We start from the raw sequence: 23,047 nt of genomic DNA, 5'->3' as shown, positions 1-23,047 counted from the left end.
ACGAAAGTCCTCAACCGGACGGACTTTGGTCCTCCAGCGCCGACTCGTCAGCGACCCCTCGCCGCCCCCTCGCCGACCCGTCCCCGCCCCTTCGCCGACTCGCCGCCGAGCCGTTGTCAGTGCCTCCCCCTACCGTTCAGGACATGACGACGAAGACCTATCTGGAGCTGTCGCAGGACGGCGGCGGCGCGCACAAGTTCTACGAAGTGACGGTGGACGGCACGGTGGTGTCGGTCCGTTACGGGCGGATCGGCGCGGCCGGACAGACGCAGACCTCGACCTTCGCGACGGCCGAGAAGGCCCAGGCCGCGGCGGCGAGGAAGATAGGGGAGAAGGTCCGCAAGGGGTACGCGCCGGCGGTCCAGGGGCAGCGCGCGCCCCGCTCGGTCACCCGGCGCGCCGTGACCTCCGCGCCGTCCACCGCCCGCGCCGTCGCGCCCGTGCTGTGGCGCTTCCGCACCGGCTCCGCGGCCTTCGGCATCCACGTCGACGACGAGCGCTGCTGGGTCGGCAACCAGGCGGGCGAGGTCTTCACCCTCGGCCACACCGGCGAGGTCCTGGCCCGCTTCAGCCTGCCCGACGGCGTCAAGTGCCTGGTCGCCGACGACTTCTGGATCTACGCGGGCTGCGACGACGGCCGCGTGTACGACCTGTCGTCCAAGCTGCCCTTCGCCGCCTACGACATCGCCGCCGACGTCGACATCTTCTGGCTCGACATCCACGAGGGCGTGCTCAACGTCGCCGACCGCTCGGGCCGGCTCACCGTCATCGACCACGAGGACGAGCACCAGTGGTCGCGGGGCGGCCGCGGCGAACACGCGTGGATGGTGCGGGCGGACGGCGACGCCGTGTACTACGGCGACAGCCGGGGCGTCACCGCCCACACGCCCGACGGCGGGCGCGAGCTCTGGCACACCGCCACCGAGGGCGGCGTGCTGTTCGGCTGGCAGGAGGACACCGCGGTGTACGCGGGCACCGGCCGCCGCAAGGTGCACCGCCTCGCCAAGAAGGACGGCAGGACCGAGGCGGTCTACGCCTGCGACAGCGTGGTGTACTCGTGCGCCACCTCACCCGGCGGCCGCTTCGTCTTCGCGGGGGACAGCGCCTCGTCCGTCTACTGCTTCGCCGAGGACGGCACCCGGCTGTGGAAGCTGGGCACCGGCGGAGGCTCGGCGCTCTCCATGCAATACCGCGACGAGCGCCTCTACCTGGTGACCACGGACGGCTCGCTGCTGTGCGTGGACGCGAGCGAGGCGGCCATCGCCGCCGCCCAGCAGGGCACCGTACCGGTCGCCCAGGACGTCAAGCTCGCCGCGGCCCTGCCCACGTACGCCCCGGCGACCACGGTCGCCGCCGTCGACGCGGTCAGCACCGTCCCGGCCGGCTCGGTGGTCGTGGAGTGCGTCCAGGAAGGCGGCCGGATGAGGGTCCACGTGGTGACCGAAGGTTACGAGCCGGGGTGGAACGTGCAGTTCCCGCGCGCCATCCGGCAGCCGGGCGCCCGCTATGTCGTGGACGCCCTGCACCCGGCGTCCGGCGGCTTCTACCGGGTCCGCGGCGACATCCGGAGGCTGCTGTGAGCGGCGGCTTCGAGGCGGCCACCGGGAACGGCCCGCCGCTGCCCGGAGCCGAGGCGGAGCAGCGCTCGCGAGAGGTGCGGGCGGCGCTCGAAGGCCTGCTCCAGATCCGGCGCGTGACCGGTCGCCAGGGCGGGGACCCGGCCGCCCGGCCCGCCGAGTGGGAGCGCCGGCAGCCGGTGCGGGCGGTGGCGCTGGTCCTCGAGGCGGCCGGACAGCCGCCCTCGGCCCTGGACGCCTCCGGCGCCCGCGTCGCCACCGGCTACCGGGTGGCTCAGGGCGAACGCCCCGGCACCGCCGTCGTGGAGTGGCTCGGCCCGCCTGGATCGGGCGCCGCCCAGGAGGAGGAAGCGGCCCTCGGCGCCTGCGCCGCCGCCCTGGAGCGCTTCGGCTGGGACGCGCTCCTGTACCGGGGCCCGCGCCGTCACCGCTTCCTGGAGGTCGAGCCGGTGGACCCGGGGGCGTAGGCCCTGTCGTCGAACTCCCGCCTGCCCCGTGACGCCGTGCACGCGCTCTCGCCGCACCGGGCGCAAGCCCGAGTACGTCCCCGTACGAGGCCTTGCGCCCGGCACGCCGAGGACACGCACCTGACGCCGCAGGGCCGCCCTCCGGGCGACGACGGGAGTCCGACGACAGGACCCAGGCCGTCTCTTCCGGATCAGGGCCGGACAGGCCTGATCCGAAGGACATCCCCTGGCGCGAGGGCCGGGGAACGTCTGCCGGGCGTCAGGCGATCGAGGCGGAGACGATCGCCGCCACGGCCAGGTTGCACGAGGCCGTCACCCACACCGCCGGGTGCGGCTCCGGGTCGACCAGGGTCGCGCCCAGCTTGCCGGGCGTGACGAGGTCGACCACGAGGAAGGCGACGGCCATCAGCACGAGGCCGAGCAGACCGAACGCGGCCGTGGACAGCAGGCCCTTGGCGAAGTCGTCGTAGGTGGTCCAGATCGCCGTGAAGACGATGCCGCCTATGCCGAGCAGCGCGGAGCTGAGCAGGATCGACGCGTTGCGGTTGCGGTCCTCCCAGATCTGCCGGCCGAGCTTGCCGGGCGTCAGGATGTCGACGAGGACGATGCCGAGGATCAGCAGGACGACGCCGAGGGCGCCGTACGCGGTGGTCCGGCCGAGGCCGTTGACGATGTCGCTCATGGGATGCCGGCTCCGGAAGGAAGTGATCGTGAATGATCGCGGTCAAGGACCGGCAAAATGTAGCGCAGGCTCGGTCCGCCCCGGTGGGCGGGTCGTGGGCCCGCGACCAGGCGGGTTGTGGGCGCGCCGGTCGGCGGGGGCGTGGCGCGCCGACCGGATGGGGCGCGGGTGGAGACCAGTTGGGCCTCGGGTCGGTTGGGGTGGCCCTGAGGTCGGGCCGGGTGCCGGCGGGTGGAGACCCGTTGGGTCTCGGGTCCGCCGGGTGGCCACGGGTGCAGACCAGGTGGCCTCAGGGCGGGCCGGGTGGCTCTGCGGTCGGGCCGGGTGTCCCTCGGGCCGGGTGGGTCGGCCCTGGGGCCGGGCCGGCTGGCGGCGGGTGGAGACCCGTTGGGTCTCGGGTCGGCCGGGTGGCTGCGGGTGCAGACCAGGGGGCCTCAGGCCGGGCGGGGTGTCCCTCGGGCCGGGCCGGGGTCACGGGTGGCGAGTCGGGCCGGCCCGGGCGGTTGTGCTCCCGCCCGGCCTCAGACGCCCGCCGGGATCTGCTTGGCGCGCGAGCGGACCATGAAGGCCGTCGCGATCTCCGCCACGCCCACGACGAGCAGCCAGATGCCGGCGAGCACGGTGAGGACCCGCACCGACTCCAGCGGTGCCACGATCAGCACCACGCCCGCCAGCGCGCTGATCACGCCCAGGCAGATCTGCCAGCCGCGGGCCGGCATGTCCGGATCCGACGCCGCCGCCACCGTCTGGGTGATGCCGCGGAACAGCCAGCCGATGCCGATCCACAGGGCGAGCAGCAGGATCGACTGCGTCGCGCCCCGGAAACAGAACAGACCGAGCAGGATCCCCAGCGCGCCGCTGATGAACGCCATCACCCGCAGCGAGGTCTTCGCGTGCGTGCCGAAGGCGGCGACCAGTTGCAGGACGCCGCTGACGAGCAGGTACAGGCCGAAGAGCACGCCGACGATGGTCAGCGTGGCCTCGGGCCACGCCAGCACGAGCACGCCCAAGACCAGGGAGACGACACCCGCGATCAGCAGCGCCTGCCAGGCCATGCCGGCCAGGAGGCCGAGCGGTCCGGCCGGCAGGTCCTCCCGCGCCGGGCGGTCATGAGTCTGCGACATGGTCTTGCTCCACTCCTCTAGCCGCGCCCTCGGTGCGAGGTCGCGTACGTGCTCGGGAACGGCGCCTCCGCGAGCGCCCTGTCCTCGGTCCCGCCCGGGTCCACGCTCTCGTCGGGCGCGTGGACGGGGCGGCCGGGCTCCTCGGCCCCGATCGGGGTGGTCTCCGCCTCGGGGTGGTCATGCGTCGTCCCCAGCTTTCGTCGGGCGGCCCGCCCACGGGCCGTCGGCGGCGCTCTCACTCAAGCAGCACGGGGCCAACGCCGCAAAAGATGACCTGTATGGGCGATCAGGACATCGGACGGAGCCGTCTTCCGGAGCAGAGTGGAGAGCGACTGTGCAGGGCGCGCGCACCCGCCGCACCCGTATCCGCAACGGAGACCGACATGACCGCATTCAACCGACGCGACCTCGGGCTGCTCGTCCTCAGGGTCGGCACCGGCGCCGTGCTCGCCGCGCACGGCGCCCAGAAGCTCTTCGGCTGGTTCGGCGGGGGCGGGATCGAGGGCACCACCAAGGCGATGGAGGCCATGGGCTTCCGTCCCGGCCGGGAGAGCGCCATCGCCGCCGGTCTGGGTGAGGCGGGCGGCGGCGCCCTGCTCGCCCTCGGCCTCGCGACGCCCGCGGCCGGTGCCGCCGCGGCGGGAGCCATGGCGGGCGCGGTCTCCGTGCACGCCCCGTCCGGCTTCTTCGCCATGAGCGGCGGCTACGAGTACCCCGCCTTCCTCGGCTTCACCGCCGCCGCCATCGGGGTCACCGGGGCCGGACGGCTCTCGCTCGACCACGCCACCGGGCACGTCCTCGACCGTCCCTGGGTGGTCGCCACCGCCTTCATCGGCACGGCGCTCGCCGCCGCGGCCGTCGTCGGCCGCCGTGCCGAGGCCATCGGCGCGCCGCTGCCCGATGCCGACTCCTCCGGTGCGGCCGAGCCCGACGACGAGCCCGAGCCCGAGCACACCGGCGCCCGGGAGAGGGAGAGCTGACACCGTGAAGGCCATGGCCATGCCGGAGTACGGGGGCGCCGACGCCCTCACCCTGATGGAGCTTCCCGAGCCCAAGGTCGCCCCGGGCGAGGTCCTGGTGCGCGTCGCGGCCGCCGGCGTCAACCCGGTGGACTGGAAGCTCGCCGCGGGCGGGCTCGACCCGATCATGGTGTCCCACTTCCCGATGGTTCCCGGCTGGGACGTCGCCGGTGTCGTCACCCGCAACGGGCTCGACTCCACCGAGTTCGCCCCCGGCGACGAGGTCATCGGCTACATCCGCAAGGACAGCGCCGAGCACGGCGGTTACGCGGAGCAGGTCGCCGCGCAGGTCCGCATGCTCGCGCGCAAGCCCCGCGCGCTGAGCTGGGCCCAGGCCGCGGGCCTCCCGCTCGCCGGACTCACCGCCCTGCAGGCCGCCGACCGGGTCGGGGCGGGCGCCGGGGACACCGTCCTGGTGCACGCCGCGGCCGGTGGCGTGGGCTCGCTCGCCGTCCAGATCCTGACCGCCCGCGGCGCCCGGGTCATCGGCACCGCGAGCCCCGCCAACCACGACTTCCTGCGCGGACTCGGCGCCGACCCCGTCGCGTACGGCCCGGGTCTCGCCGACCGGGTCCGGGCCCTGGCTCCCGAAGGCGTCGACGCCGCACTCGACTTCGTCGGCGGCGAGTCCGTCGACGTCTCCGCCGAGCTGCTGCGTTCCCCGGACCGGCTCGCCTCCGTCGCCGATCACCGGGCCGCGGCCCTCGGCGGACACTACGTCTGGGTACGGCCCGACGGCGCCGGCCTCGCGACGCTCGCCGCCCTCGCCGACGAGGGCAGGCTCACCGTCTTCGTCGAGAAGGTGCTGCCGCTGCGGGAGGCCGCGGAGGCCTGGCGCCTCAACAGCGAGGGGCACACGAGGGGCAAGCTGGTGCTTTCGGTCGGCGACGGGTCCTGAGCACCTGAATACTGTGCGGGAAGATCCGGAGCCGATCCGGTGCTACGGGGAGAGCAGGGGGAGCCGCGCATGCGGGTACGCGACGGACGCGAAGAGCGCGAGGGACGCGACGGAAGGGACCGGTGCCGGTCATGAAGATCGATCTCACGGACACCAACTCCAGCAAGATCAACAAGGCCATCCTGGAGGCCCGGCGCGCCGTCGGCACACCCGCCGTCGGAATGGTCCTCACGTTGGTGATCGTCACCGACGAGGAACACGCGTACGACGCGGTGAAGGCCGCCAACGAGGCCGCCCGCGAACACCCTTCGCGCACCCTCGTCGTCATCAAGCGGCACGCCCGCTCCCCCCGCGCCCGCAACGAGCCCCGGCTCGACGCCGAGGTGCGGGTCGGCACCGACGCCGGAGCGGGCGAGACGGTGCTGCTCCGGCTGCACGGGGAAGTGGCCCGCCGCGCCGACTCCGTCGTGCTGCCGCTGCTGCTGCCGGACGCGCCGGTGGTCGTCTGGTGGCCCGTCGACGCGCCCGAGGTCCCCTCCAGGGACCCGCTCGGCGCCCTCGCCCAGCGCCGCATCACCGACACGTACGCCGTCGAGGACCCGCTCGGCGCGCTCGCGGCCCGCGCCGCCTCGTACGCGCCGGGCGACACCGACCTCGCCTGGACCAGGCTCACGCCCTGGCGCTCCCTGCTGGCCGCCGCGCTCGACCAGGCCAGGGCGTCGGTGACCTCGGCCGCCGTCGAGAGCGAGGCGGAGAACCCCAGCGCCGAACTCCTCGCCCGCTGGTTCGGCGACCGTCTCGACGTCCCCGTGGAGCGGGTCGTCACCGACGGCCCGGTCGTCACGGCCGTCCGCATGGGCACGCCCGACGGCGAGATCCGCATCGACCGCCCCGACGGCCCGGTGGCCCATCTGTCCATCCCGGGCCAGCCGACCCGCGTGATGGCCCTCAAGGTCCGCACCACGGCCGAGCTCATCGCCGAGGAACTCCGCCGCCTCGACCCCGACGAGGCGTACGCGGCGGCGCTCCGGTACGGGCGGTAGGGGTACCGGGGGACGGCGCTCCGTCGCGGGGGCGCCGTCCTTCCGGGTCCGCGACGCTCGTTCAGCCCGCGCGCCGGAAGGCCATCACGAAGTCCGCCATCTCCCGTACCCGCGGCAGCTCCGGGTCCGGCAGGGCCCGCAGCCGCGCGCAGGCCTCCGCCACGAGGCCCAGGTCCTCCTCGCGGACCTGCCAGGCGCCGGTGAAGAGCCGGCCGCCGGCGATCGAGCGGGCCATCTGGTCCGGCGAGACGCGGAAGACGGCGGGGCGTTCGCTCGCCCGGCCCTCGTACACCAGGCCGTGCGCGGCGGCGATCGGGGCGAGGAGTTCCGGAGCGTCCTGACGGGTGCCCCCGGGGTCCAGCCGGTCCTCGAGCTCGCCCACGATCCGGCCGATGTCGTCCGCGGGGCGCATGCCGCGGGCCGGGATCACCAGATAGCGGCCGCCGGGCCGCAGCACCCGCGCCACTTCGGCGAACACCGCGCGCGGGTCCGGCCCCGCGTGCAGCAGCCAGGTGGACACCGCCTGGGACACCGAGGCCGAGCGGACCGGAAGCCGGCCCGCGTCGCCCACCGCCACCCGGGCGCCGAGCCGTTCGCGGGCCCGGGCCAGCATCCCCGGGGACAGGTCGACGCCGAACACCCGGTGTCCGAGCGCGGCGAGTTCGGCCGCCACGATGCCGGTGCCGACGCCGATGTCGAGGACCGCGGCGGCCGGGTCGAGCAGCGGCGCCAGCTGGCCGGCGAAGCCGGCCGCCCGGGCGGTGCCGCCGCGGGAGGCGTCGTAGTCGGGGGCGATGGCGTCGAACGCGGCGGTGCCGGCCGCTGCCCCGTTCACGCCTGCCCGCTCGTCGGCACCGGGCTGAAGCTGACCGGCAGCGTCGCCATGCCGCGCAGGATGCCCTCGCGCCGGGTCAGGTCCTCGTCCGGGTCGGTGAGCCGCAGGTCGGGGAAGCGCCGCAGCAGGGTGCCCAACGCGATCCGGGCCTCGGCGCGGGCCAGCGGCGCACCGAGACAGAAGTGCACGCCATGGCCGAAAGCCAGCTGCTGCGGCATCTCGCGGCGCGCCACGTCGAGGATGTCGGGGCGGTCGAAGCGGGCCGGGTCGCGGTTGGCGGCGGCGAGGCCGATGATGATCATCTCACCGGCCGGGATGGTGACGCCGCCGATCTCGTAGTCGTCGACCGTGAAGCGGGCGACGCCACGGCTCACCGGGCCCTCGTAGCGCAGCAGTTCCTCGATCGCGCCGGGCAGCAGGCCGGGGTTGTCGCGCAGTGCCGCGAACTGCTCGGGGTGGCGCAGCAGCGCGTGCACCCCGTTGGCGATGAGGCTCGCCGTGGTCTCGTGCCCGGCGAGCGTCAACAGGATGGCCATGGCGGTGAGTTCGCGGTCGCTGATCCGCTCCTCCGCCTGCGCGGCGCACAGTGCGCTCAGCAGGTCGTCGCGCGGCTCCTTCCTCCGCAGGGCGATCAACGGCTCGTAGAACTCGGTGAGTTCGGCCCGCGCCCTGGCTCCCTTCGCGAGCCGCTCCGGGGTGTTCGGCGGCATGATCAGGCCCACCGCCAGCCGGGCGAAGTCCGGCTGCCCCTCCGCGGGGATGCCGATCAGTTCGCTGAGCACGGCCATCGGCAGCGGCAGCGCGAACTCGGCCACCAGATCGGCCGTTCCGCGCCCGGCGAAGGCGTCGAGGAAGGCGTCCGTGTGTGCCTGGATCCGGGGCGTCAGCTCCTCGATCCGGCGGGCGGTGAACGCCCGGGACACCAGGTTGCGCAGCCGGGTGTGGTCCGAGCCGTCCGCCACCAGCATGCTGGCCATCAGCACGTTGGTGCGCTCCTGGTGGGCCATCTCCTCGGCGAGGCCGTTGACCCCGGCCGGGCTGCTGCTGAGCCGTGGGTCGGTGAGCGCGGCCACGGCCTCGTCGTAACCGGTGACCATCCAGACTTCAAGGGTGGGATTCAGCCGAACCCGCTGCACGACACCGTGCTCGCGGATCCGCTCGAACAGCGGGTAGGGATCGGGCTGTTGGGCGACGTTCAGCGGCACGTCGTGAACGATGGTCCGACTCTGATCCGACATCCGTCACTCCCCGTGACCAAGAGAAAGATCTGTGGCAGGTAGTCATACCAGCCACGGAAGTTGCGTGGTAGCGTCGCCGACGATCAGCACGGAGGATTGTCCGCGGAACGGCGTCGCTCACCGGCGAAACGTTTGTTCCGCACAGCTCAACCGACAGCATTTACGGCCTCACCAGGCCTTACTGCGCAGGGGGAGGCTTTTCGTGGCACAGATCGAACAGGCGGTGGAGGCCGATCCGATACTCGGACTGGCCGGTCCCGAGGTACTCGGGAACCCGTACCCGGCATATGCCCGATTGCGCGAAAACGCCCCCGTGTTCTGGCACGAACTCCTCGGCTCCTGGGTCCTCACCCGCCACGCCGACTGCCTCGCCGTCCTCACCGACAGCACCCGCTTCGCCTCCGACTGGCGCCGTGCCGGCGAGGACATCCCCGCGCCGCTGCTGAGCGTCCAGACCCTCGACCCGCCCGAGCACACCGCCATCCGGCACCTGCTCCTCGACGGCTTCCGCGCCCAGGACCGGCACGCCCTGCACGAGCGGCTCGACCACCAGGTCGCGGAACTCCTCGCCGAGCTGGCCTTACGGCCCTCCTTCGACCTCGTCGGCGAACTCGCCGAGCCGCTGGCCCTCCGCTTCGTCACCGCCTTCCTCGGCGTGCCCGCACCCGACCTGGCCTGGTTCGTGCCCATGTCCCGCACCGTCGTCGACGGCATGGACGCCGGCCTGTGGCCCGAGAAGCACGAACCGGCCGTCGCCGCCCGCGCCGAACTCGCCGAGTACGCCGGCGGCTGGCTCGCCGACCCGCCCGAGGACGGCCTCGTCGCCTACGTCGCCGCGCACGCCGACGACAGCGGCGTCGACCCGGCCGTCCTGCGCAACAGCCTGCGCGCCGTCCTGCACGCCGGATACGAGTCGGCCTCACGCCTCCTCGGCAACGCCGCCGCGGCCCTGCTCACCACACCCGGCGCCCTCGCCGCGTTCCGCTCGGCGGGACCGGCCACCGGCGTCGACGAACTCGTCCGCTACGACGCACCCGTCCAGGCCGACGCCCGGGTCTGCGTCACCGACACCGAGATCGGCGGCGTCACCGTCAAGGCGGGCGACCCGGTGACCCTGCTCCTCGGGGCGGCCAACCACGACCCGCTCCGCTTCGCCCACCCCACCGAGCTGCGACTCGACCGCGCGCCCAACCCGCACCTCGGGTTCGGCCGCGGGGCCCATGCCTGCCTGGGCGCGTCCATGGCGATCCGGCTCGCCGGATCGGTCCTGGGGACCCTCGCCACGGACCACCCCGGCGCACGGGCGGTCGCCGAACCACACCACCGGCGCAACCTCACCCTGCGCGGACTCGACCGCTTCGAGGTGACGCTGCGCCCCGCCACGGGGGAGGAGGTACGGCCATGAAGTACTGGCACTGAGCACCACGACGCCGAGTTGACTGCCCGCCCTTCACCGGGGGAGGAGGTTCGGACATGAAGTACTGGCACTGAGACTGAGCACCGCGAGGCCGCCCGCACGGCCGGCCCCGCGCCGTGAACCACGGCCCCCGCGCCCACACCGGTGCGGGGGCCCTCACGGCCGTCCGACGGCCAAGGCACCTCGGCGGGAACAGGGCCGGATCCGCGGCGTCCGCGGCCCTACCCGGGCAGCAGCCGCACCCGCCCCGCCGGCAGCTTGGCCCACCAGTGGCCGTAGCGCCCGTACAGCCGCGGTTCGCGCGTCGCGAGCAGCGCGTGCAGCCCCCGGGCCTCCTCGGCGAGCGCCTCCCACACCGGCTCCGGCAGATCGTGGAAGGCCGTCGCTTCGATCCCGCCCTCGGCGGGCCGCCACACGCCCGCGACCAGACCGTCCACCAGCAGGGTCGGCAGCACGTCGCCGTTGACCCGTATCACCACGCGCCGGTACTCGGGCGGGATCACCCGGCTCCGGTCCGCGTACGCGAGCAGCACGCTGTCCCACATGCCGAGCAGCCGCGGCGGCGCCGGCGTCCCACCGGCCGGCCGCTCCGCGCCCACCAGGTCGAACAGCTCCGTACCGTCCGGCCCTTCCAGCCGCTCCACGACCCCGCCGACCCCGCCGAGCTCGCGCAGCACCCGGCGGACCGGCGTCCGCCGCACCATCGCGAACTGCGCCACGTCCGCCACCGACACCGGTCCGAAACCCGCCAGGTAGCGGACCACGAGCTCCCGCAGCGCCTCGGGCAGGGCCTCGCGGCCCGCCGGCACGGGACCCGCCCCCGCCGTCACGTACGAAGGCCGTTCACCGAACGACCAGGGCCCGCCCGTCGGATGGTGATGCAGCGGCGCGTACCCGCGCAGCCCCCACCAGGCCCCGTCCCGCGCGTCGGCGCCGACCCGCTCCTCCAGCCAGCCCTTCATCTCCGCGCTGCTCCGCGGCACCTCGGCGAAGCCGAGGAACCCGGGCAGCAGCTCCTCGGCGTCCGCGGGCGTGAGCCCGGCCTCCGCGAACCGGAAGCCCAGCCGTGAGCCGTACAGCGTCTGCTGCATCGCCTGCCGGAACACCCCGTAGTCCTCGGCGTGCACCGCGTGGAGCGTGATCCGCATCAGGGTCGCCTTCACCACCTCGCGCCGGGCGAGGACCGCGTCCATCTCGTCGGGGTCGAAACCCGCGAGCCGGTTCCACAGGGCCAGGTACGGCGAACCGGGCTGCTGGGCCTGCAGCGCGACGACCCTCCGCACACCGTCGGCGACTCCCAACGGCACCCGCTCCAGGAGCAGCTGGCGGTGCAGGGTGGCCCGGTTGAGCTCGCGTGCGGTGATCTTCACGCTCGTATTGTCCCCGGCTCCCCGGCCGGATGAGAGGGTGGGGCCCGAGGGGCGAGCAGGTGACGGGGGAGGGACGCGGTGGAGCTCGGGCTCGACGAGTTCGTCAAGGAGGAACTGGCCCGGCACGACTGGACCGCGCTGGACTGCGGCTGCGGAGACAGCGCCGAGCACGTGCCGCTGCTGTTCGAGGCGATCCTGACGGCCGGGACGGAGCAGGAGCTGCGCGGGTACGGCCTCGGCGGCCACGTCGAGTGCGACGGCGACCTCTTCGCGTGCACCCCGGCGGCCGTCGGCGTCATCATGGCCGCGCTCACCGGTGAGCCGTCGGCCCTCGCGCGCGACACCCTGCTGTTCACGCTGTGGAGGATCGTCACCGCCGAGTTCGCCCCGGCGGAGATCACCCAACGCGTCGGGAGCGCCGTCACCGAAGGACTCTGGCCGCTCGTCCGTATCGGGCTCACCGGGCGCCCGCACGTCGCCGACACCGTCGCCACCGTCCTCAGGCTGCACGACGTCGACGGAGAGCGCGCCGAGCACTACCGGCGGCTGCTCGAAGAACGCGCCGCCTCCAAGGGCAGACGCTGGAAGTCGCGGGCCTGAGCGGCCGACGCGCCGTGCCCGGCCAACCCCTCGATCCTCCGTTTCCGCAGCTCGTACGCTCGCCACGCGCGCCACCGAAGCGCACCCACGACATCTGTCACCACCACACCGGCCACCACACCGGCCACCGCACCCAGGGGGAACCCACCATGGCGAACATCCTCGTCGCCGCCACACCCGTCTCGGGCCACCACGGCCCGCTGCTCCGCATCGCGAGCCACCTCTCCTCGGCCGGGCACGAGGTCGTCTTCCTCGGCGGCGCCCGCTTCGCCGACGACGTACGCGCCGCCGGGCCCGGGTTCCGCGCGCTGCCGCCCGAGGCGGACTACGACGACCGGGACTTCTCGGCCCGGTTCCCCGAGCGCGCGGGCGTCCCGGCCGGGCCCGCGCAGACCATGTGGGACGTCATGCACGTCTTCGGCGACCCGACGCCCCATCAGCACCGCGCCCTCCAGGAGGCCCTGGCCGGTTTCCCGGCCACGGCCGTCCTCTACGACAACCTCTTCTTCGGCGGCGTCGCCCTCTCCCTCGGCGACGCCCCGGACCGCCGGCCCGCCACGTACAGCGTCGGCATCTCGCCGCTCGGCGTGGAGAGCCGGGACACCGCGCCGCACGTGCTCGGCCTGCTGCCTCCCGTCGACGACGCCCAGCGGGCGGAGTACGCGGCGATCGCGGCCCGCATGGCCGAGCAGCGCGCGCCGCTCGTCGGCCATCTGCGCTCCTGCTTCGCCGCCGCCGGAGTGACCCTGCCCGAGGGCCCGTTGGGCCGGACACTCACCGACTCGGCCGACTTCTTCCTCCAGTTGACCGTCCCCGGTTTCGAGTACCCGCGGAGCGACCAGCCGACGGGGGTCCGCTTCGTCGGCGCGATCCCGATCCCGGCCACCGTCGGCCAGGAGCCGCCCGCCTGGTGGCCCGAGCTCGAGCGGGCCCGGGCGGCCGGCCGGCGGATCGTGGTGACCACCCAGGGCACCCTCGCCAACACCGACCTCGACCGGCTCGTCGTCCCGACCGTGCGAGCGCTCGCCGACCGCGAGGACGTCCTCGTCGTGGCCGCCACCGGACGGCCGGACGCCGCCGAGCGGGTCGCCGCACACCTGGACGCCGTGCCCGGCAACGCGATCGTCGCCGGCTTCGTGCCCTTCGCCGACCTCCTCCCGCTCACCGACCTCCTCGTCACCAACGGGGGCTACGGCGGAACCCAGGCCGCCCTCGCCCACGGCGTCCCGCTCGTCGTCGGCGGCGACAGCGAGGACAAGCCCGAGGTCGCGGCCCGCGTCGAGTGGATCGGCAGCGGAGTCAACCTCCGTACCGGCGACCCCTCGGACGACCGGCTCCGCGCCGCCGTCGACACCGTGCTCGGCACGGCGTCCTACCGGGAGCGGGCCGCCGCACTCGCCAAGGAGTACGCGGCGCACGACGCCCTCGCCCTCATCGAAGGGATGGTCACCGACACCGGACGGCACTGACCGGCACCGACCGGCACCGACGGGGCGGGTGCCGGCCGAGGTCGACGGAGACCGGCGGCTGCCGACCGAGACCGGCGGAGACCGGCGTCGGCGGAGAACGGCCCCGACCGGCCCCGACCGGCCCCGACCGGCCGTGACGGACGGCGGATGACCGCAAGCATCTCGCCATGCCGTCCGCAGGAGTCGGCCGAGGTTGGCCGAGACCTGACGGTCCGCCGAACGCGGCTTGCTCCTGCACCGCCGTAGCGGTCAGGATCACCGGGAACACCATGTCGAACGGGGGAGCAATGAAGCCTCGCCTGGTCTTCGTCCACGGCATCGGCGCTCCCCGCGACGCCGCCGCCGAGCTGGACGAATGGCTGCGCGCGGTCGCCGCGGGCGCCCGCGCGGCCGGCCACTCCGCCCAGGTCTCCGCCCTCACCGGCGGCTGGGCGGCCGACGCCCGGTTCGCGTACTACGGCGACCTGTTCCGCACCGCCGGGGCACAGGGCGGCGGAACCACGCCCGGCGGGCCCGCCGGTGCCACCGGGGAGCCGGACGACGAGCTGCTCGCCGCCCTGCTCCTCGAAGCCGTCGACGAACGGCTCGCGGACCCGGCCCCGCTGAGCCCGGTCGAGGCCCAGGCGCTGCGCGCCGCCCGCGTCCGGCTCGCCCCGCCCGCCGGGGCGCAGGGCGCGGGCGCATCCGGCCGGCGCGTGGTCAACGCCGTCACCAGCCTGCTCGCCGTACCCGGACTGCGCTCGCTCGGCGGCTGGCTCACCGCCCGCGTCACCGCGGGCATGCTCGGCCAGGTCGCCCGCTACCTCAACCGCGCCGAACCGGACGGCGGCACCACCCTCGACCAGCGGATCCGCGCCCGGGTCGCCGCGAGCCTCGACCCCGACGGCCCCAACGTCGTCGTCGCCCACTCCCTCGGTACCGTCGTCGCCCTGGAAACGCTGCACGAACACGCCGTCGACGTGCCGCTGTTCGTGACGCTCGGCTCGCCGCTGGGCATCCGCGGCGCCGTCATGCCGCGGGTCCGCCCGCATCCGCTCGGCACTCCCGGCGCCGTCGGGCGCTGGCTCAACTTCTGGGACCGCGACGACCTCGTGGCCGCCCGGCCCCGCCTGGAGGACTTCGTCCGGCCGAACGCCGCCGCCGTCGTCCCCGCGAGCCGCCGCGTCGACTCCGACGGCGCCTGGGTGCACCCGGCCGCCAAGTACCTGGCGCAGCCCGCCGTCGCCGGGCCGCTCGTCGAAGCGCTCACCACCCTCGCGGAGCGATGAGCGGACCGCGGCACGTGCTGGTGATCGGGGCCCAGTGCCCCGGCCTCGGCGTGCTCGACGGCCTCGAACCGGCCGCCCGCGCCCTGCACGACACCCTCACCTCGCCGTGGGCCGGCGCCTGCGCCAAGGACCCGGCGCACGGCCCGACCCTGCTGCACGGGCCGGGGCTCACCCAGGACGCCGTCGAGAAGGCGGTACGGCGGGCCGGCCGCGCCGCCGCCGAGGCCGGAGCGGTCCTCGTCCTCGCCTTCCTGGGCCACGGGATGGCCGCCGGCACGCAGCTCTACTACATGGCGGGGGACTCGCGCGCGGAGGACCCGCTGAGCGCCGTCGACGTCGGCTCGCTGCTCGGCGGGCTCCTCGACACCACGGGCCTCGACGGGCTCGTCGCCCTCGTCGACACCTGCCACGCCGGCAACGCCCTGCCCGACCTGCCCTCCCTCGCCAACGGCATCCGGCGCGGCGACACGCGCCTCTCCCTGCTCATGGGCGCCGCCGCCGACGAGGAGGCGTACGCGCTGCGGTTCAGTACCACCGTCGTCAAGGTGCTCCAGGAAGGCGTCGCGGACGCCGGGGAGACCCTGACCGGCGCGGCCGTCGCCCGGGCCGTACGGCAGGACGGCGGAGCCGTCGGCCAGAACGTCCACTACGTCGACTACGACGGCGCCGCGTTCGCGACCGGGTCGCTGTGGCTCGCCCGCAACGCCCGGCACGCCGCCGCGGGCGCCGGTTCCCCGCTCGGACCCGTCGGCCGCGCCGAACTCGCCCGTGCCTTCCGGTCCTTGCGGCCCACGAACCCGGGTCGAACCTCGGGAGAGGGTGAACCCACGAGCGGTCCCTGGGACGGCGGTCCGCCGGGCGCCGGGACCGGCGGCACCGCACCGGCGGGCTCCGGCCCGGTCACCGACACCGTGCTCCACCCGAGCGACCTGGACGCCCTGCGGGCCCGCCTGCCCGAGCTGCCCGGTCCCGGACGCCACTGGGCGCGCGTGGTCCTCGACGCCCTGCGCGACGCCGCGCGCACCCTCGCCCTGCTCGACGCCTGGCCCGGCGCGGACCTCACGACCGCTCTCCTGCGCCGTACCCTCGCCGCTGTCGAGACCGCCGCCGTGCCCGCGCCGCCCACCGCGCTCCCGGACTCCACCGGCACCGAACTCCTCCGCGACGCCGTCGAACACCTGCTGCTGCGCGCCCCGCGCGCCGGACGGAGCCGCACCGCTCCGCTCGCCGCCTTCGTCGCCCACCTCGCCCGGGACACCGGCGTCGACCCGCAGGATCCGGTGCTGCGGGCCTGGGCGAAGGACACCGGAGCGGTGATCGACCTCAACGACGCCTTCGCGCGGCTCGCCGAACGCACCACGGAACTACGGCTCCGGCTCGTCGTCAGCCTCCACTCCGCGATCGGCGACGAATGGCCCGAGACCCTCGAAGCCTGGCTCCTGGACGACGGAAACGTCCGGCACCGCGAGGCCTTCCCGTGCGCCTCCCAGGACCGCACCGGAACCGAGCGCGCCCTCGTCGACGTGCTCCGCTGGGCCTCCAGGCAGGCCCGCGCCCTCGACGCACCGCTGCGCCGGGTGGAGATCGCCGCCCCCGCCCCGCTGCTCGCCACCTGGCGGCCCGAGGAGGCCGAGTTCGGCATGCGGCTCGGCGCCCTGTACGACGTCGTGCTGCGCTGGAGCGACCGCATCCGGCCGCCCGACCACCTGTTCTGGATCAACGACCACGCCCGCGACATCCTGAAGGCCATCGACGGGCAGGACGAAGGCAGCCGGGTCGACTGGTTCGACGCGGACGACACCCGCCGCGCCGCCGAGCTGCGCGCCCGCCTGATGAGCGCGCCCCGCACCCGCGCCCTCGCGCTCGCCCACCGGCCGGCCCAGCTCAGGGGCCTGATGGAGACCCTGCTCGCCTCCTCGCCCATCGTGCTGTGGCCCGGTGACGAGCCGGCCGCCGGAACGGGCGACGCATCCGTGCCCGGCCCCGTACGCCGCTCCGTCGACGCCCACTGGCACCTGCTGCCCGGCGAGTTCAGCCGCGCATACCGGGAGAAGTGGAGCGCCTGCGCCACACCCGAAGGGCAGCCGCCCGCGCCCGACGGCGTCGCCGGACCGCACCACCTCGCCGGACTCCGCACCGTCTGGGACGGACCCGAGTGGCTGGACTTCTGCACCTGGTTCGACCGCGAGGACCACGAACAGCACCCGGAGGAACACCCATGACCTGGCAGCCCTACTACGCGGGCCACGGCAACCCGCCCGCGACGCCCGAGGACCGCGTCCCGCTGCCCGCGGCCCCGCCGTGGCGCGAGTTCCCCCGCCGCCCGCTGCACCGCCAGTTCGTCCCGCCGGCCGGACTCGTCGAGGCCGTCAACGCCGCCCTCGCCCTGCGCCGCCCGCTGCTCGTCACGGGCCCCGCCGGCTCCGGCAAGTCGACGGTGATCGAACAGGTCGCCGCCGAACTCGACCTCGGCACCGTGCTGCGCTGGCACATCACCTCACGCAGCGGCCTCGCCGACGCCCTCTACCGCTACGACGCCCTCGGCCGCATCCACGCCCAGCGCCTCCAGGGCCCCGCGGGCGGCGACGACATCGCGCCCTTCCTGCGCATGGGCCCGCTCGGCACCGCCCTGCTGCCCGCCGACCGGCCCCGCGCCCTGCTCATCGACGAGATCGACAAGAGCGACCTCGACCTGCCGAGCGACCTCCTCGACGTCCTCGAACGCGGCGAGTTCGAGATCCCCGAACTCGCCCGCTACGGCACGGACGTCGTCGCCGTACGGGAATGGCAGGGCGACGAGCACCACGACGTCCACCGCGGACGGGTGCAGTGCACCGAGTTCCCCTTCATCGTCATGACCAGCAACGGCGAACGCGACTTCCCCGCGGCCTTCCTCCGCCGCTGCGTCCGCTTCACCATGCCCCTGCCCACCCCCGAGACCCTGCTGCGCATCGTCGAGGCCCACATGGGCGCGGGCACCGCGGAGACCCCCGAGGCCGACCGGCTCGTCCGCACCTTCCTCGACCGGCTCGGCGCGGGCGAGAGCCTCGCCGTCGACCAGCTCCTCAACGCCGTACACCTCCTCTCCGGCACCGACGCACCCGACGAGGCACGGCGCCGGGCCGTCGAGGACCTGATCCTGCGCGAGCTCTCGCATGCCTGATCCGCTGCCCCGGCTGCTCTCCGCGCTGCGCACCGCCGTCCCCGAACTGGACGGCACCGCCCTCGCGGAGGCGCTGTGGCTGGCCGCCCACCGGGCCGCCGGCCCCGACGGCGCCGCGCCCCGGCCCGTACGGGACGACTCCGGCGCGCACCAGGACCGGCCGGGGCCGACGGCCCCCGAACCGCCCCCCACGAGCTCCCCCGACGACCCGGCGCCGGCCCACGCCGCCCCGCAGCCGCCGCCGGCGGCCGACGGCACGACCGGCACCCGCCCCCTCCACGAACGCCTGCCCGGCAGCGCCACCCCGGTCCCCGGCCGCGCCGTCGCCGCACCCCACACCGGCGGCCTGCCGCGCGCCCTCGAACTCACCCGCGCCCTGCGCCCCTGGAAACGGCGCTGGCCCGAAGGCCGCGGCAGCACCCTCGACATCGACGCCACCGTGGACGGCTACGCCCGCAGCGGCGAACTGATCCCGGTGCTCAAGGCCGCGCCCGAGCGCTGGTTCGACCTGGTCCTGGTCGTCGACCGCTCGCCCGGCATGCGGGTCTGGGCCGAGACCGTCGCCGAGTTCACGGCCGTCCTCGACCGGCTCGGCGCCTTCCGCACCCTCCAGGTCACCGACCTCACCTTCGACGCGGCCGGCGAACCCCACGCCCCCGGCCCGCTGCGCGCCGCCGACGGCCGCCGGCTGGTCGTCGTGGTATCCGACTGCATGACCGGCGCCTGGCGCCGCCCCGAGGTCTGGCACCTGCTCCGGCAGTGGGCCGGCACCCAGCCCACCGCCCTCCTCAACCCGCTGCCCACCAAGCTGTGGCGGCAGGGCGGCCTCAACCTGCCCACCACCCGCTTCACCCCGGCAGCGCCCGGCACCCATCGCAGCCGCGTCCCCGTCGAACCGCCGCTCCCGGCCCCGGGCAGCGAGGCCGCGGGAGCGGACGGCGACTGGCTGCCCGTGCCCGTCCTCTCCCTCACCCCGCACTCCCTCGGCCGCTGGTCCGACACGCTGATGCGCGGCGACCCGGAAGGCTGCACCGCCGTCCTCGTCCCGCCCACCGGCCGCACCGCCCCGGGCCCCGCCCGCACCCCGGCGGCCCCGCTCCCGCCGGCCGAACTCACCCGCCGCTTCCTGCGCACCGCCTCGCCCCGCGCCGCCCGGCTCACCGTCCTGTGCGCCCCCTTCGACCGGCTGAGCCTGCGCCTGCTGCACCTCGTGCGCGCCAGACTCGTCCCGGACGCGACGGTGGCCGACGTGGCCGAGGCCGTCACCAGCGGCGTCTTCGACGTCACGGAGGAGACCGGCGGTACGGTCGAGCTGACGCTGCCGCCGGAGGCCCGGGAGGTCCTGGGCGAACACCTCCCGGCCCACGAGGTGTGGGCCCTCCACCAGGCACTCGACGACCACATCGCGTCCCGCGGCACGGGCCGCACCCGGCTGCCGTCGGTCGCGTACGACGGGCAGGGCCCGGAGGCGCTGGCGGCGGAGAAGGAGGCGTTCGCCCGGGCGTCGCGCCGGACACTGGAACTCCTGGGGCTGGCCGGGCCGGAGCCGGAGTCCGAGGCAGTCGCCGGCCCGGACACCGCGCTACCCGGGGTCGTGGACCTGCCGCCGGCGCCGGAGCCGTACGTCGGCCATGACGGCCTGCTCGAATCCGTCGCCATGGCCGTCGCCGAGGACCGGCGGCGGGTCGTGTGGATCACCGCCGAGCAGCCCGTCGCAGGCGCGGGACGCACGGCCTTCGCCCTGACCGTGGCCCACCGCGTGCGCGAGCACTTCCCCGACGGCGTGTTCTTCGTGCCGCTCCGGGCGTCGGGCCGACGCCCCGTGTCGTGGGAGACGGCACTGCTCGGTCTGCTCGCCGACCTGGGCGGCGCCCCGGAGACGGCGGGCCGCGGCGACGACCCGCACGAGTGCGTGGCCGCCGTCGTCGCCGCACTGCAGGGACGGCGCGTACTCCTCGTCCTCGACCAGGCGGGCAACGGGGACTTGGCCGGCGTGCTCGCGGCCGGCCTGCCGGAAGGCTGTGCCGCGCTCGTGACGGTCCGCGGACGTCCGGGCGCCGGCCCGCCGAACCAGCTGGTCGTCGAGCTGCCGCCCCTGGTGGGCGAGGACGCCTCCAGGCTGTTGCGGGCGGCCGGCACGACCACCGGAGAACCGGTTCGACGGGGCACGTGGTGGCCGCTTGCCCTGCGCATCCTCGGCTCGGCGATGGGATCGCCCGTCAGCGAGGTCGCCGCACAGGCGGTGCTCTTCGCCGCCGAGCAGACGGTACTGGCCGAACGGACCGGACACCCCGCCGCCGTGAACCGGCCCCAGGCGGATCCCGCCGCCGCCGTACGCCGCTGGCTCGACAGCTTCGACGGCGGCCGCGCCCTCACCCTGTTCCGCCTCGCGGAGGTCACGGAAGGGGAGTTCACCGTCGAGGAGGCCCGTGCCGTCCTGCCCGGAGATCCCTCCGTCACGTCCCAGGAGCTCGACGCGCTGGTTCGCCAAGGACTCCTGGAGCACGCACGGCGCGGGCGGTACGCCCTTCCCACCGTCGTCTACGACGAGGTGGTGAGAACGGCTGCCTACGACGAACGGCGCGAGATCGCCCGGGCGCGCATCGGCACGTTCCACCGGCAGGCCGCCGCCGCGCTGTACCGCGAGCGGCACCCCGGCAGCGCGCTGCCGGACCTCCTCGGCGTCGAGCCGGTGCCGGCCGCCGATCCCGACGCATGGCTGGCCAACGCCCTGGAACGGGCGACCCTCGACGCCGACACCTTGCTCCTCCTCCGCGACCTGGGAGCCTGGCGCCTCTACCGCAACCGCTTCGCGCGCGCCGCGATCAGGCTTGCCGGAGCCGACGCGACCCGCCCCACAGGAGCCGCCACGAGGGCACTGCTCGCGCTCGCGCACGCCCAGTGGCTGGCGGGGGAGCCGGAGCAGGCGTGGGAGCTCCTCCACCAGGTCAGCGCCGACGTCCTGGAGTCCGACGAGCGGATCTACGGCCTGGCCGCGCTGCTCCACGCCCAACTGGCCCTCGCCGTACGCCCGAGCCGGGCGGGCGAAGCCGTCGACCTGGCGAAGGAAGCGGTGGAACGCTTCGACGGCACCTCGTCCTCGGAGTACCGCGACGCGCTCCGGTGTCTCGAACAGGCGCTGGCGGCGACCGGAGCCCACCGGGAACGTCTGGAAGTCCAACGGCGGCTGCTCCACGCGCTCCCGGAGGGACGCACCGTCGACGTGGCGCGGCTGCACCTGCGCACCGCGGACGCCATGCTCCGCCTCGGCCGCCCCGAGGACGCCCAGGCCTCGATCGACCGGGCCCTGACGCTGCTCGACACCACCGACGACACCGCCACCCGGGAGGCGGCCAGGGAGCTGATCCGCGCGCTGCACGCCCCGCGCGAGCGCATCGTGATCGCCGTCCGGGCCGCCGCCCCGGTCGCCCTGCTCGGCCCCGCCGTGGCGGCGCTGCTCGCGGACCTCGCCTACGTCGGTTCCGACCGCTTCGAGTCCCACGCCTTCGGCGACGAACTCGTGCTGCTCGTCGACGGCTCCGTACCGATCGCCCGGCTGGTCCAGGCGCTCGTGGAGCGCCTGCCGCTGCGGTTCGGACAGGCCGCCCTGCGCCTCGCCGTCCACCGGGGACCGGTGGTCGCCGACCCCGTTGTCGACGTGGGCGTCGAGTACACGCGCACGATGCTCCGCTCGGCGGAGTTCGGGAAGGTGCGGGCCTTCTACCCGGACGACGTGGTGCTGTGCGTCTCACCCGAGGCGTACGAGGGCCTCTCGGGCGAGGCGGACGGGGGCGAGCCGGCCCGGGCGTACACCGCGCGCGAGGTGCACAGCGCCTCCGGCGAGGTCGTGTGCGTCATCCTGACGCCGCTCGTCGACCTCTCCGCGTACGACGCCGAACTCCTCGCCCTCGCCCGGGTGTTCAACGAACTCGACCCGGCGGGCCGGACCCTCGCCGGCATGCTGCGGGACGCCCTCGACACCGTCCTCGACTCGCGTGCCACGGGACGCTTCGATCCCGAGGAGCTCACGGACCGGGAACGCGCGCGCGTCGCCGACGAGGTCGGGCGGGCCCTCGCAGCGAGCGTCTTCCCCTTCAGAGGCGGCCGGACCGGCCTGACGTGGCAACGACCGCAGGGCTCCGTGCCGCTCGGCGTCGCCGTGTCGCTGCGGGACCCCCGCCGCCCCGCCGCGACCGCCCGGCCCGACGGAAGGATCTCGCTGCTCCTGTACGCGGACGACGGCCGCGCCCGGTGGTCGGCGGGGCTGGTGCGGGGACGGGACGAGGCCCCGGCCCCCGGGGCGGTCGTCTGGCTGCACCGCGACGCCCCCCTCCCCGAGAACGTCCTCCTCACCCTGACGGCGCGGACCCGCGAGGCCGTCCTGTCCCAGCCCGACGACGTCGGCCGGGTCGCCGAGCTCTTCCGCCGCGTCCGGTTCCGGACCGTACCCGGCACGGCCCTGCGGCCCCTCATCCACGACCGGCGCTGGGACCGCGGCCTGGACCCGGTGCTACGGCTCGCGGGCGCGGCGCTGCGCGAGGACGGGGTGCTGCTCCTCGCGGGCAACGCGCGCGGGCGCGCGATGGCCGAGACGCTGCGCCTGCCCGTGCCGGAAGCCGGCTCGTACGTCAGCGCCCCGCTCACCCGCCGCCGCTCCGAGCACGGCACCCGCCCCTCCGTGGCCGTCGACGGCGCGGCCTGGGTGGTGGCCCGTGACGGGGACGCCAGGACCCCGCTCCCGCCCGGCTTCCCGGGCCTGCGCATCCGCTGACCTGCGCGTCCCTGCCGTCGACGAGAAGGACGTGCGGACGAGGAGTAGGCGGGCGCGGCACGGGTAGCAGCCGGTCCGACTCACCGGATCTTCCGAACGACGGACG

The 23,047-nt window shown here is 75.1% G+C and carries 18 protein-coding genes; 12 read left to right on the top strand and 6 right to left on the bottom strand.

The window, feature by feature from the left end; all coding sequences use genetic code 11:
* Positions 1 to 143: 143 nt before the first annotated feature.
* A complete protein-coding gene (locus ACFY8W_RS05340) occupies positions 144 to 1,580 on the top strand; it encodes a WGR domain-containing protein (protein WP_391100482.1) in 1,437 nt (478 codons plus the stop codon).
* Positions 1,577 to 2,044 carry a hypothetical protein gene (locus tag ACFY8W_RS05335; RefSeq protein ID WP_391100480.1) on the top strand — a complete coding sequence of 156 codons (468 nt, stop codon included), beginning with the start codon at positions 1,577 to 1,579 and terminating at the stop codon, positions 2,042 to 2,044. The genes ACFY8W_RS05340 and ACFY8W_RS05335 overlap by 4 nt, the downstream gene beginning before the upstream one ends.
* A 259-nt stretch (positions 2,045 to 2,303) precedes the next feature.
* On the opposite strand, the gene ACFY8W_RS05330 is transcribed toward ACFY8W_RS05335, so the two are convergent.
* From ACFY8W_RS05330 to ACFY8W_RS05320, 3 genes are all read right to left on the bottom strand, one after another.
* The gene (locus tag ACFY8W_RS05330; protein WP_361575902.1) at positions 2,304 to 2,726 is read right to left on the bottom strand and encodes a DUF350 domain-containing protein; all 423 of its coding nucleotides are present in this window, start codon (positions 2,724 to 2,726) and stop codon (positions 2,304 to 2,306) included.
* Positions 2,727 to 3,247: 521 nt separating this feature from the next.
* Positions 3,248 to 3,850: a DUF308 domain-containing protein gene (locus ACFY8W_RS05325; protein ID WP_391100477.1), complete on the bottom strand. Its 603-nt coding sequence runs from the start codon at positions 3,848 to 3,850 to the stop codon at positions 3,248 to 3,250.
* A gap of 17 nt (positions 3,851 to 3,867) precedes the next feature.
* Positions 3,868 to 4,089 (bottom strand): hypothetical protein, encoded by a 222-nt coding sequence (locus ACFY8W_RS05320; RefSeq protein ID WP_391100474.1) that lies wholly within the window; start codon positions 4,087 to 4,089, stop codon positions 3,868 to 3,870.
* Between the two features lie 144 nt (positions 4,090 to 4,233).
* Between ACFY8W_RS05320 and ACFY8W_RS05315 the strand changes: the two genes are divergently transcribed.
* From ACFY8W_RS05315 to opcA, 3 genes are all read left to right on the top strand, one after another.
* On the top strand, positions 4,234 to 4,830 hold the full coding sequence (locus tag ACFY8W_RS05315; protein WP_391100471.1) for a DoxX family membrane protein: 597 nt from the start codon (positions 4,234 to 4,236) through the stop codon (positions 4,828 to 4,830).
* A gap of 4 nt (positions 4,831 to 4,834) precedes the next feature.
* A complete protein-coding gene (locus tag ACFY8W_RS05310) occupies positions 4,835 to 5,767 on the top strand; it encodes a zinc-binding dehydrogenase (RefSeq protein ID WP_391100468.1) in 933 nt (310 codons plus the stop codon).
* A 131-nt stretch (positions 5,768 to 5,898) separates the two neighbouring features.
* Positions 5,899 to 6,810 (top strand): glucose-6-phosphate dehydrogenase assembly protein OpcA, encoded by a 912-nt coding sequence (gene opcA, locus ACFY8W_RS05305; protein ID WP_391100465.1) that lies wholly within the window; start codon positions 5,899 to 5,901, stop codon positions 6,808 to 6,810.
* A gap of 61 nt (positions 6,811 to 6,871) precedes the next feature.
* On the opposite strand, the gene ACFY8W_RS05300 is transcribed toward opcA, so the two are convergent.
* Both ACFY8W_RS05300 and ACFY8W_RS05295 read right to left on the bottom strand, forming a co-directional pair.
* Positions 6,872 to 7,645 (bottom strand): methyltransferase domain-containing protein, encoded by a 774-nt coding sequence (locus ACFY8W_RS05300; RefSeq protein ID WP_391100462.1) that lies wholly within the window; start codon positions 7,643 to 7,645, stop codon positions 6,872 to 6,874.
* A complete protein-coding gene (locus ACFY8W_RS05295) occupies positions 7,642 to 8,883 on the bottom strand; it encodes a cytochrome P450 (protein WP_391100459.1) in 1,242 nt (413 codons plus the stop codon). Before ACFY8W_RS05295 ends, ACFY8W_RS05300 begins: the two co-directional genes overlap by 4 nt.
* 202 nt (positions 8,884 to 9,085) lie before the next feature.
* Between ACFY8W_RS05295 and ACFY8W_RS05290 the strand changes: the two genes are divergently transcribed.
* On the top strand, positions 9,086 to 10,288 hold the full coding sequence (locus ACFY8W_RS05290) for a cytochrome P450 (RefSeq protein ID WP_391100456.1): 1,203 nt from the start codon (positions 9,086 to 9,088) through the stop codon (positions 10,286 to 10,288).
* Positions 10,289 to 10,521: 233 nt separating this feature from the next.
* On the opposite strand, the gene ACFY8W_RS05285 is transcribed toward ACFY8W_RS05290, so the two are convergent.
* Entirely contained in the window at positions 10,522 to 11,670 is a 1,149-nt protein-coding gene (locus tag ACFY8W_RS05285; protein WP_391100453.1) for a DNA glycosylase AlkZ-like family protein, read from the bottom strand.
* A 78-nt stretch (positions 11,671 to 11,748) separates the two neighbouring features.
* Between ACFY8W_RS05285 and ACFY8W_RS05280 the strand changes: the two genes are divergently transcribed.
* The 6 genes from ACFY8W_RS05280 to ACFY8W_RS05255 all read left to right on the top strand — a co-directional run bounded on the left by ACFY8W_RS05280 (position 11,749) and on the right by ACFY8W_RS05255 (position 22,941).
* Positions 11,749 to 12,270 (top strand): hypothetical protein, encoded by a 522-nt coding sequence (locus tag ACFY8W_RS05280; RefSeq protein ID WP_391100451.1) that lies wholly within the window; start codon positions 11,749 to 11,751, stop codon positions 12,268 to 12,270.
* Positions 12,271 to 12,419: 149 nt separating this feature from the next.
* Positions 12,420 to 13,739 carry a nucleotide disphospho-sugar-binding domain-containing protein gene (locus tag ACFY8W_RS05275; RefSeq protein WP_391100449.1) on the top strand — a complete coding sequence of 440 codons (1,320 nt, stop codon included), beginning with the start codon at positions 12,420 to 12,422 and terminating at the stop codon, positions 13,737 to 13,739.
* Positions 13,740 to 14,026: 287 nt separating this feature from the next.
* The gene (locus ACFY8W_RS05270) at positions 14,027 to 15,007 is read left to right on the top strand and encodes an alpha/beta hydrolase (RefSeq protein WP_391100447.1); all 981 of its coding nucleotides are present in this window, start codon (positions 14,027 to 14,029) and stop codon (positions 15,005 to 15,007) included.
* Positions 15,004 to 17,229, top strand: a complete 2,226-nt coding sequence (locus tag ACFY8W_RS05265) for a hypothetical protein (protein ID WP_391100445.1) — start codon at positions 15,004 to 15,006, stop codon at positions 17,227 to 17,229. The genes ACFY8W_RS05270 and ACFY8W_RS05265 overlap by 4 nt, the downstream gene beginning before the upstream one ends.
* Positions 17,226 to 18,170 (top strand): AAA family ATPase, encoded by a 945-nt coding sequence (locus ACFY8W_RS05260; protein WP_391100442.1) that lies wholly within the window; start codon positions 17,226 to 17,228, stop codon positions 18,168 to 18,170. Before ACFY8W_RS05265 ends, ACFY8W_RS05260 begins: the two co-directional genes overlap by 4 nt.
* Positions 18,163 to 22,941, top strand: coding sequence for a NaeI family type II restriction endonuclease (locus ACFY8W_RS05255; protein WP_391100439.1), 4,779 nt, complete (start codon positions 18,163 to 18,165; stop codon positions 22,939 to 22,941). Before ACFY8W_RS05260 ends, ACFY8W_RS05255 begins: the two co-directional genes overlap by 8 nt.
* Positions 22,942 to 23,047 lie beyond the last annotated feature (106 nt).

The sequence above is a fragment of the Streptomyces sp. NPDC012637 genome, from assembly GCF_042954805.1.
GTDB lineage: Bacteria > Actinomycetota > Actinomycetes > Streptomycetales > Streptomycetaceae > Streptomyces.
This window is presented reverse-complemented; position numbering and strand designations above follow the sequence as displayed.